Source organism: Priestia filamentosa, from assembly GCF_900177535.1.
Lineage (GTDB): Bacteria > Bacillota > Bacilli > Bacillales > Bacillaceae_H > Bacillus_I > Bacillus_I filamentosa.
This window is the reverse complement of record NZ_FXAJ01000001.1, coordinates 1,413,138-1,421,957: the sequence shown is the minus strand read 5'-3', so window position 1 is coordinate 1,421,957 and position 8,820 is coordinate 1,413,138. Positions and strand designations below refer to the sequence as shown.

8 protein-coding genes and 1 pseudogene are annotated in these 8,820 nt (G+C 38.2%); 2 read left to right on the top strand and 7 right to left on the bottom strand.

The genetic code is table 11. The features are described 5' to 3' along the window. Nucleotides 1-1,412: pseudogene (locus B9N79_RS07220) on the bottom strand (collagen-like protein); the annotation flags it as partial. Nucleotides 1,413-1,593: 181 nt separating this feature from the next. Between B9N79_RS07220 and B9N79_RS07215 the strand changes: the two are divergent. Continuing rightward, nucleotides 1,594-2,337, top strand: coding sequence for a PRC-barrel domain-containing protein (locus tag B9N79_RS07215; RefSeq protein WP_040061074.1), 744 nt, complete (start codon nt 1,594-1,596; stop codon nt 2,335-2,337). A gap of 12 nt (nt 2,338-2,349) precedes the next feature. Here B9N79_RS07215 and B9N79_RS07210 read toward each other — a convergent pair whose 3' ends face one another. From B9N79_RS07210 to mug, 6 genes are all read right to left on the bottom strand, one after another. Next, on the bottom strand, nt 2,350-2,676 hold the full coding sequence (locus B9N79_RS07210; RefSeq protein WP_040061072.1) for a YckD family protein: 327 nt from the start codon (nt 2,674-2,676) through the stop codon (nt 2,350-2,352). Between the two features lie 73 nt (nt 2,677-2,749). After that, on the bottom strand, nt 2,750-3,451 hold the full coding sequence (alsE, locus tag B9N79_RS07205) for a D-allulose 6-phosphate 3-epimerase (protein WP_253946707.1): 702 nt from the start codon (nt 3,449-3,451) through the stop codon (nt 2,750-2,752). A gap of 14 nt (nt 3,452-3,465) precedes the next feature. Further along, entirely contained in the window at nt 3,466-4,728 is a 1,263-nt protein-coding gene (locus tag B9N79_RS07200; protein WP_040061068.1) for a PTS ascorbate transporter subunit IIC, read from the bottom strand. Nucleotides 4,729-4,770: 42 nt separating this feature from the next. Continuing rightward, nucleotides 4,771-5,037 carry a PTS sugar transporter subunit IIB gene (locus tag B9N79_RS07195; protein ID WP_040061066.1) on the bottom strand — a complete coding sequence of 89 codons (267 nt, stop codon included), beginning with the start codon at nt 5,035-5,037 and terminating at the stop codon, nt 4,771-4,773. 14 nt (nt 5,038-5,051) lie between these two features. Then, nucleotides 5,052-7,130, bottom strand: coding sequence for a BglG family transcription antiterminator (locus B9N79_RS07190; protein WP_040061064.1), 2,079 nt, complete (start codon nt 7,128-7,130; stop codon nt 5,052-5,054). A gap of 161 nt (nt 7,131-7,291) precedes the next feature. Next, nucleotides 7,292-7,807: a G/U mismatch-specific DNA glycosylase gene (gene mug, locus B9N79_RS07185; protein WP_040061062.1), complete on the bottom strand. Its 516-nt coding sequence runs from the start codon at nt 7,805-7,807 to the stop codon at nt 7,292-7,294. A 279-nt stretch (nt 7,808-8,086) separates the two neighbouring features. Here mug and B9N79_RS07180 point away from each other — a divergent pair, with 279 nt between their 5' ends. Next, a complete protein-coding gene (locus B9N79_RS07180) occupies nt 8,087-8,503 on the top strand; it encodes a hypothetical protein (RefSeq protein WP_040061404.1) in 417 nt (138 codons plus the stop codon). Nucleotides 8,504-8,820: the final 317 nt, after the last annotated feature.

The window sequence follows — 8,820 nt, the reverse complement described above, 5'->3', positions numbered from 1 at the left end:
ACTCCGGTTGCTCCGGTGATTCCCGTTACTCCGGTTGCTCCGGTTGCTCCGGTGGTTCCGGTGATTCCCGTGGCTCCGGTCTCTCCCGTGGCTCCCGTTACTCCGGTTGCTCCGGTGATTCCCGTTACTCCGGTTGCTCCGGTTGCTCCGGTGGTTCCGGTGATTCCCGTGGCTCCGGTCTCTCCCGTGGCTCCGGTCGTTCCGGTGACTCCCGTTGATCCTGTAGCTCCGGTTGTTCCCGTGATTCCCGTGGCTCCCGTGACTCCGGTTACTCCTGTAACCCCGGTCGCTCCGGTGACTCCGGTTGTTCCTGTGACTCCCGTTACTCCTGTAACTCCGGTTGATCCGGTCTCTCCCGTGGCTCCGGTTGTTCCGGTGACTCCGGTTGCACCGGTCTCTCCTATGGCTCCCGTTGCTCCACCAGAAGCAATAAGTGTATAATCCTCTGAACTTCCCGGTATGCCACTTGGAGAGTCCACGTTTGCTACATACAGACTCCCATCAAATGCAACAAGTTCTCCTGCACGATAAAATGGAGCACTTGCTGCATTAAATGTCACTACTCCCTCATCAAATCCGACCCCTGTTGCTCCCGTTACTCCTTGAGCACCTGTTGGACCTGTTGAACCAGCAGCTGCCAAAAGTGTATAATCTGGCGAATTTCCTGGCAGTCCTCTTGGGGAAGCTATATCTGCTATATATAAACTTCCATTATAGGTGACAACCTGACCTGCTGGATAACTCGGCGCGCTTGCTGCGCTAAATGGTACTACTCCTTCTAATCCTATACCTGTCGAGCCTTGAGGACCTGTTGGACCAGGCGCTCCTGAAACTCCTGTTGGTCCTGCTAGTCCTGTCGCCCCCCTTGATGCCAACAATGTATAATCTGGCGAACTTCTCGGTATACCTCTTGGAGAAGCTATATCTGCTATATACAAACTTCCATTATAAGTGACAACCTGACCTGCTGGATAACCTGATGCAGCTGCTGCACTAAATGGAACAACACCCTCTAAGCCAATCCCTGTTGCCCCTGTTGCCCCTGTCGCACCTGTTGCTCCACGCACCCCTGCTGAAGCAATTAATGTATAATCTGACGATGTACTTGGTAACCCATTTGGAGAAGCTGTGTTTGTAATATAAAGACTTCCCATGTAAGTAATAAGCTGACCTTCAGGATAGTTAGGAGCTTCATTTGGATTAAAAGGAACAACATCTTGTAGACCTATTCCTTGTGGACCTCGTGGACCTTGGGGGCCTGGAGGTCCTTGAGGGCCTCTAACCGTTGGAGTTCCACACTTCTCTCCATCATCATAATCGCAGCCACAATCAAGCACTCCCCAGTCTCTAAATCTATAATGACAACAGCAAAATTCCCTTCTTCTTCCGCAGTTGTTACAACGAAAGCCCATAAATCCACCTCCAAAAATAGGATATTCATCAGCCACTACTAAGTGTGAATTTATCCATAATAAAACCAAAATAAGAAGGGCACATTTTTTGTACATTTATAACGATTATCCTCCAAATTTTCTCTACAACTTGTTTAATTTTTTATATTAAGGGTAGTGATAACTAAGGAGAGTGATATGGATGTTATACAGCACAGATCATATTCACGGGTTTACCCTTTCAGCTCAAGACGATGAACTTGGTAGAGTAGAAGATATTTATTTTGATGATGAAAAATGGACGCTACGCTATCTTGTAGCAAATACAAAAAAATGGCTACCAGGTAAAAGCGTACTTATTCCTCCCGCTGCGCTGAACGCTATTAACATGGATGACAAATATTTTGGCGTAAATTTAACAAAGCAACAAGTAAAAGACAGCCCTGATATTGATGCCCATAAGCCGATTTCCCGTCAGCATGAAAGAGAGCTTCTTACTTATTATGGATTTGTTCCTTATTGGGGGATGACAGGTTTATGGGGAGAAGGATCGTATCCGAAAGATATTTCAAAAAGAGAAAACGAGACTGAAGAAATTGAAACTCCTGCTGCTAATGAGGAAGCTCACCTTCGCAGTGCGGTAGAAGTCATTGGTTATTCCATCCAAGCAACAGACAGCGAATTTGGATATGTAGAAGACTTTATTTTGGAAGAAGATACGTGGAGAATTCGTTATATTGTTGTTAATACAAAAAGCTTTTGGTTTGGCAAAAAAATTCTTATTTCCCCTAACTGGATTACAAAAGTGGATTGGGACACCCAAAAAGTGTATATAAACCTTTCAAAAGACAAAATCAAGAGCGGTCCAGAGTATAACTCAAATGAGCCGATTACGGAAGAATTTGAAAAACAGTTAGATGATATGTATAAAGGACAACATATTTAAAAAAGGAAGCGGTTAGCTTCCTTTTTTATCATGCTCACAATGTTTTCTATGTTTGGGCGGCATGAAATTATGCTCTTTTTTCTTTTCATAATGACGCTCAATATGAGCAAGCATCTCTTTTCCTTGTTTCTCTGAAATCACTCCATATTCCATATATTTCGTAATGATTTCTTTTTTCTTTGTGAAAAGCTCTTTTTGTAGCACTGAAATCTCTTTTTGCTGTTCTTCTGTCAACTTTACTTCATTATTCGTATTTTCAGGAGCTCCAAATGTTGTGATAGGAGTCAGAAATCCGAATAGGAAAGAACAGAGAGTAAAAATAAACAAATATTTACGCATAAAACACGCTCCTTTCAAACGACTTTATTGTTAGTATGTGAAAAAAGCGTGTTCTTATACTATTTTTTCCTCTTTATCCTTTACTGTTTACACATGCGGTTTCCTGATGAAAAATGTCCAACATCTTATCCCATGCTTTGTCTATTTGTTCATCTAGGCTAAAAAGTCCCGACGTTCCAATAATAAACACTTCATTTCCTGCTTGTGCAAGCTCCTTAAACGTCCGTTCATTACAAGATCCATCAACTTCAATTAAATAGTTATATCCTCTCGTTTCTTTCAACTCTTTAGCGAGCTTAATCTTTTCTTTCATTTCAGCAATGAACTTTTGCCCTGCAAACCCTGGGTCAACTGTCATAATCGTTAGTTTATCTACAAGATGAATATATTCATTTATGCTACTAAGCGGAGTCGCAGGGTTTAGAACAACTCCAAATTTTGCTCCTCTATCTTTAATATGATAGATAAGTCTAAAAGCATTCCTAGTAATGATTTCAGCATGAAGACTAATATAATCTGCTCCTGCATCAATTGTTGGTTCAACAAAATCTGCTGGATTTTCTACCATAAGATGAGCATCAATAGGAATTGTACTAAGTTTCTTTAATTGTTCAATAAAAAACGGAGAAAGCGTGATATTTTTCACGTAATGACCATCCATAATATCCACATGATAAAAATCTGCTCTCTTGTTTAGGCACTGAATTTGCTCTTTAAATTTTGTTAAGTCCATACACATTAGTGATGGAGAAAATTTGTATGCCACTTTTCTCATCCTTTCTTTCACGTTTATCCGAAGAAGCTAAGAAGTTTGCCTAGTAGAATACCAATAATGCCAAAGTCCGTATCTCCAAATGTTGTTCCTTCTAACCCAAGTGATCCAAGGACTGGGAGAAGAAGGGCTGGCAAAAACGAAATAATGATACCGTTTACAAAGGACCCAATAATCGCTCCTCTTCTTCCTCCAGTAGCGTTTCCGAATACCCCAGCTGTTGCTCCGCAAAAAAAGTGAGGAACAAGGCCAGGAACAATAACAGTTAAACCGACAAGTGGAAGAAGAAAAACGGAAAGAATTCCACCCGCAAAACTGCTTAAGAATCCAATGATAACCGCATTTGGAGCAAATGGAAACACCGTGGGACAATCAAGAGCAGGCTTCGCCCCTTTAACGACTTTTTCTGCGATTCCTTTGAAGGCAGGAACAATTTCTCCAATCGCCATTCGTACACCAGCTAATACGATGTACACTCCTGCTGCGAAAGTAACGGCTTGAATGAAGATAAAGACGATAAAATTCGTTCCTCCACTAAGCTCGCTTTCAATAAAAGACGGGCCTGCAAAAGGTGCTACAACTAAAAACAAAATAGCCATTGTTAAAGAGATTGCCACAGAAGTATCGCGTAAAAAGCCGAGCGACTTTGGTACTTTAATATCTTCGGTTGTTTTTGTCTTATCTCCAACAAGCTTTCCAATAAATCCAGCCATGAAGTATCCAAATGAACCGAAATGACCAAGAGCGAAGTCATCACTTCCTGTAATTTTCCTTGTATAACGCTGTAAGATCGCTGGTGAAAAAACCATCATGGCTCCTAATAAAAGAGATCCAATAATAACAAGCGGAACACCTGTTACGCCCCCTGTTACTAAGACAACAGCAAGCATTGCAGCCATGTAGAGAGTATGATGACCTGTTAAGAAAATATATTTAAAAGGTGTAAATTTTGCAATCAAAATGTTAGCAAGCATTCCAAATACCATAATAAGAGCTGTCTCTGTTCCGAATGACTTTTGAGCAATGGCAGCCATTGCATCTGTGTTTGGCACAACTCCCGCTATCGCAAACGCTTTTTCAAACATTTCTCTGAAAACGCCAAGGGAACCTTCGATAACGGCCGCACCCGCTCCTAGTATGACAAAACCCATTACCGTTTTTAATGTTCCCGAAACCGTGTCTGCAGCACTTTTCTTCTGCAAAAGCAAACCAATTAGAGCAAACAAACCAATTAAAATTGATGGGGTTCCTAAAATGTCTTTCATAATAAAATCAACCATGCTGCTTCCCTCCACTCCTTTCTTCCATTACCTCTTTAAATATTAAAGGTTTTCAGAAAGAGCCTTTTTAATGGCTTCTTGATCAAGTAAATTAACTAAACCTACAACATTTCGGTTTCCATCTTCTAAGTTTTCAACGATATCTTGAGCTCCAAGGTAAAGATCTGCTTCTTCACTTTTACTTGATGCTAAATCGGTATGAGAAACTTCCGCTTGTAGCCCAAGTTCTTCTAACGCTTTTTTGACATTCATTTCTACAATAAAGCTGCTTCCTAATCCGTTTCCACATACAACTAATACTTTTTTCATTTTTATCGCTCCCTTTATTTTGAATATTTAGTAATTAGATCGATGACTTCTTCCTTTGAATCTGTATTAATCATTTTTTCTACATTCTCTCGCTCGCTAAGTAATGTTGTGAGCTGTGATAATGCTTTGAGATGGGTTTCATTATCGATTGCTGCTAAAACAATTACAAGCTGAACCCGATGTCTGTCTTTATTTGAGAAAGAAACGGATTTTGATAACGTCATCAAGCTCATGCTCAGCTTGTTGACGCCTTGCTCAGGCCTTGCATGTGGAATAGCTACATCTGTTGTGATTACAATATACGGTCCTAACTCTTCCACATTTTTTATCATTGCTTTTATATACTCTTCTTGTATATCTCCGTTTTCTAGCAGTGGAATAGCAGCATAACGAATTGCTTCTTGCCAACTTAACGGAGATTCTTTTAGATTGATATTTTCTTTGATTAATAAGTCACTAAGCACAGGCTTACTCCTTTCTCCTTTTCCATGTAGAATAGGTTGATATAGATGTTCTTTTAACTTTTGATACAAAAGCTTCTCATCTTGAATTTTAGCGTGTTCACGGATAAGATCCATAATTCCTTCAACAGAATGAGATAGAACATGCCCATCTTCAATGATTGTACTCACTTTCTTTAGTAAGCTTGCTTTTTCTCCTTCCGTTAAAATCGGATTAACGAGAAACACTGGACAACCTCGATTCGGAATGGAGACAGTTGAAACAACAAAATCTACATGGAGTGGCATTGTTTCATACTCCCTAAGAGAAACCGTTGTTTGAAAATCTACAGTTGAAAAAAGACTATAAAGCTGTGTTTCTAGCATCCTCGATGTCCCAACACCACTTGCACAAACAATGAGCGCTTTTTTTCTTTTGGCTGGTACTGTTCCCTCTTTTCTCATCCATCCTCCGAAATGAATGGCAATATAAGCGATTTCATCTTCACTCATTTTATTGTGAGCTGCTTTTTCAACATGATGGACAACTTTTTTCGTAATATTATAAACATCTTTATAGGTAGATTGAATCGTATGTGAAAGCGGGTTATCTACAGGAAGCCCGTATTTCACCCTATAAAAAGCTGGACGAAGATGAATGAGTAAGTTATGTTCTACTTCCTTTTCATTTCGAAACATTACACATGCATATTTTTGAAAATCTGTTACCATACTTCTTACAATCGTTCTAAAGAAAGAAAAATCTTTTTGTTCTAAATTATGAGTTGTGAAATCATTAACTTTTGAACCAAGCAAGTGTGTTGTTAAGTAATATACTTCATCTTCTTGAAAAAGAATGCTCCACTTTTTGCTCAGTTTTTCAGCAATAGTCTTTGCGCTTTGAAATTCCTTTGTTTCTTTCAGCACGTTTTTCTCAACAGAGTCTATTTTTATCCATTTTCCTCTCTTCATTCTTTTTAAAAAAAGCAACGTGTTAACACTAAGCATATAAAGAACATCATCAGTGAATTTTAAGGAGAGCTCTTGTTCACTTTCTATAAAAAGAGCGAACATAGTTGTAAGCTCTTCTAAGAAAGATGGCGCATAGTGTGCTAACTTTTCTTCAAATCCTTCTCTTCCCTCTTTCACAATAATTTCTTGCAAAAAACAAGAAAGAGATTTTCGCTTCTGTTCTTCTTCCCCACGTATGATATAACCTGTCGTCTTTGAAGCCCGTAGCTCTAATTGAAACGCCGAAAGTATTTTTTTAAGTTTTTTCACATCGTCAAGCATTGTGTTTCGACTAACTTTTAAATACATCATTAAATCGTGAAGATATATTTCTTTTTCTCTAATAAAGATAATAATAGCTGTCCAAGCCACTCTCTCTCTTGGGGAGTAGTCGTAACTGCTTATAATCTCCTCCTTTTCAACACTTCGCTTTGTTTCTTCATCAAGAAAGTATCCTGCTCCTCTTACATATTGCAGAGGATAAAGCCCAGTTTCTTGCAGCCAGCTGTTGATTTTTTTAACATCATAGTAAATCGTTCTCTTAGATACGTGGGCAAACTTCATTAATTCTTCTACAGAGATACAAGAGCTTGTTTTTGTTAGCGCTCTCAGAATGGCTGAGCTTCGTTGATCTAAGGACATAGCAATCCACTCCTTTTATCTTGATGCATTTTGTTTTACCGCTATCCCCTATGCTTTTACTATATGAGATATTAACTAAAGAAAATAGACCGAATGAAAGCGACAAAAGTTTGCAAAAATTAGACTTTTGCAAACTTTACTTTCAATATTTGTGATATTGTTCACGAGTGCAGATGTTTTAAAATATGATTTAGTTCTCTATATATTGCTACGATATCTTCAAGGCTCATTCTTACAAGACCACTTGAAGAAGGAGCAACAAAATCGATCGTTCCTTCAACAACTCCCTTTCCTTGAATTCCCCAAGGTATTTTACGTTCATTCCGGTATTCCTGATATACGCCTTTTCCTACGAAGCATGCAATCTTTGGTTTGAATTTGTTAATCTTTCTTCTTAATTCTTCCCTTCCTTCTTTATATTCTTCTTTTGCAATATCTTCTGCCCCTTTTGTTGGACGGGAAACAATATTTGTAAGTCCATAGTTAAAATCCAAAAGCTTATAATCCTCTGTAGGGTGAAGTTTCCTTGGCGTTAATTTAGCCTTTTCTAAAATAGTCCAAAATCGATTGCTCGGATGTGCAAAATGGTGACCGATGTGCCCTGAACGAATGCTAGGATTAAAACCTACAAACAAAATATCAAGATCTTCTTTAAGGTAATCTGCAACTTTTTCCATACAAAAACTCCTTTAAAAATTGTTTTAATTCTTATCATATCGTACTACCTCATATAGAAACAACTTAGAAAACCGATAAAGGAGAAAAGCATCTTTTCTTAACTTTTTTTATAAATTTCTAATGCCCTGTATAACCTCTCCTTTTGAGCCATATAGTGTAGAGAACAAGCTATTTTATTTGAATAGAGACATTGCGAGCTTGAAGTCAATATGATATATATTGTTAGGGATTAATTAAGATCTTCATTTTATTATTATATGAAAGAAACGAGTGTTGAAATGAATTTTGAGACGTTAATAAATCAAAATGATGAAACAATAAAACTTGTCATTGAGTACGAATTTCCGGACAAAAGATGTGTAGGTGGAAAATATGTTCCTTCTACAAATTCAATTTTTCTATTTGAACATGATATTGAAATTCAGTGTCGCCAGATGTTTGGCTCACTTGAACATTTAGACTCCTATCGGTGGATTGTTTTCGGACATGAATTAGGACATGCGCTTGATCCAGCGCTTTCTTTTCTGAGTAAGAAGCTAGAGGAAACAGGTGATGCTTATTATTTATATAAGATCGAAGAAAATGCATGGAATATTGCTGAAGATCTTCTTCCCTTTGTTGAGAGAGGAATTTTTCAGAGGGTAAGGCAAGAATCATTAGCTGTTCACACGAAAAAGGTACAAAATATTAGCTAAAAGAAAACTCACATATTTTGAAATAAAAACGAGGAAAGAATATTCTCCCCTCGTTTTTATCTTCCTATTTAAACATATAAGTGTTTAAAGTTGCTAAAATCCCTACCAATTTCGTTTTCCTATTTATTCTTCCTAAGTTATTCATAAGCAATACTTTCTTTTTCATATATACACACCATTTGTAGATTATCTCTATTTTTAACTCTTCTGGGCTAACAATAGTACCTTTTTACACTTCTTAAATAAGGCTCATTAATTTTAATTTATTCATTTAATCCTATACTTTCCTAGACTATAGAATTCCCCGCCCTTTGTAA

Coding starts and splice junctions, on each gene's coding strand:
- B9N79_RS07215 (WP_040061074.1), top strand. CDS start 1,594: ATGTTATACAGCACAGATCATATTCACGGGTTTACCCTTTCAGCTCAA.
- B9N79_RS07210 (WP_040061072.1), bottom strand. CDS start 2,676: ATGCGTAAATATTTGTTTATTTTTACTCTCTGTTCTTTCCTATTCGGA.
- alsE (WP_253946707.1), bottom strand. CDS start 3,451: ATGAGAAAAGTGGCATACAAATTTTCTCCATCACTAATGTGTATGGAC.
- B9N79_RS07200 (WP_040061068.1), bottom strand. CDS start 4,728: ATGGTTGATTTTATTATGAAAGACATTTTAGGAACCCCATCAATTTTA.
- B9N79_RS07195 (WP_040061066.1), bottom strand. CDS start 5,037: ATGAAAAAAGTATTAGTTGTATGTGGAAACGGATTAGGAAGCAGCTTT.
- B9N79_RS07190 (WP_040061064.1), bottom strand. CDS start 7,130: ATGTCCTTAGATCAACGAAGCTCAGCCATTCTGAGAGCGCTAACAAAA.
- mug (WP_040061062.1), bottom strand. CDS start 7,807: ATGGAAAAAGTTGCAGATTACCTTAAAGAAGATCTTGATATTTTGTTT.
- B9N79_RS07180 (WP_040061404.1), top strand. CDS start 8,087: ATGAATTTTGAGACGTTAATAAATCAAAATGATGAAACAATAAAACTT.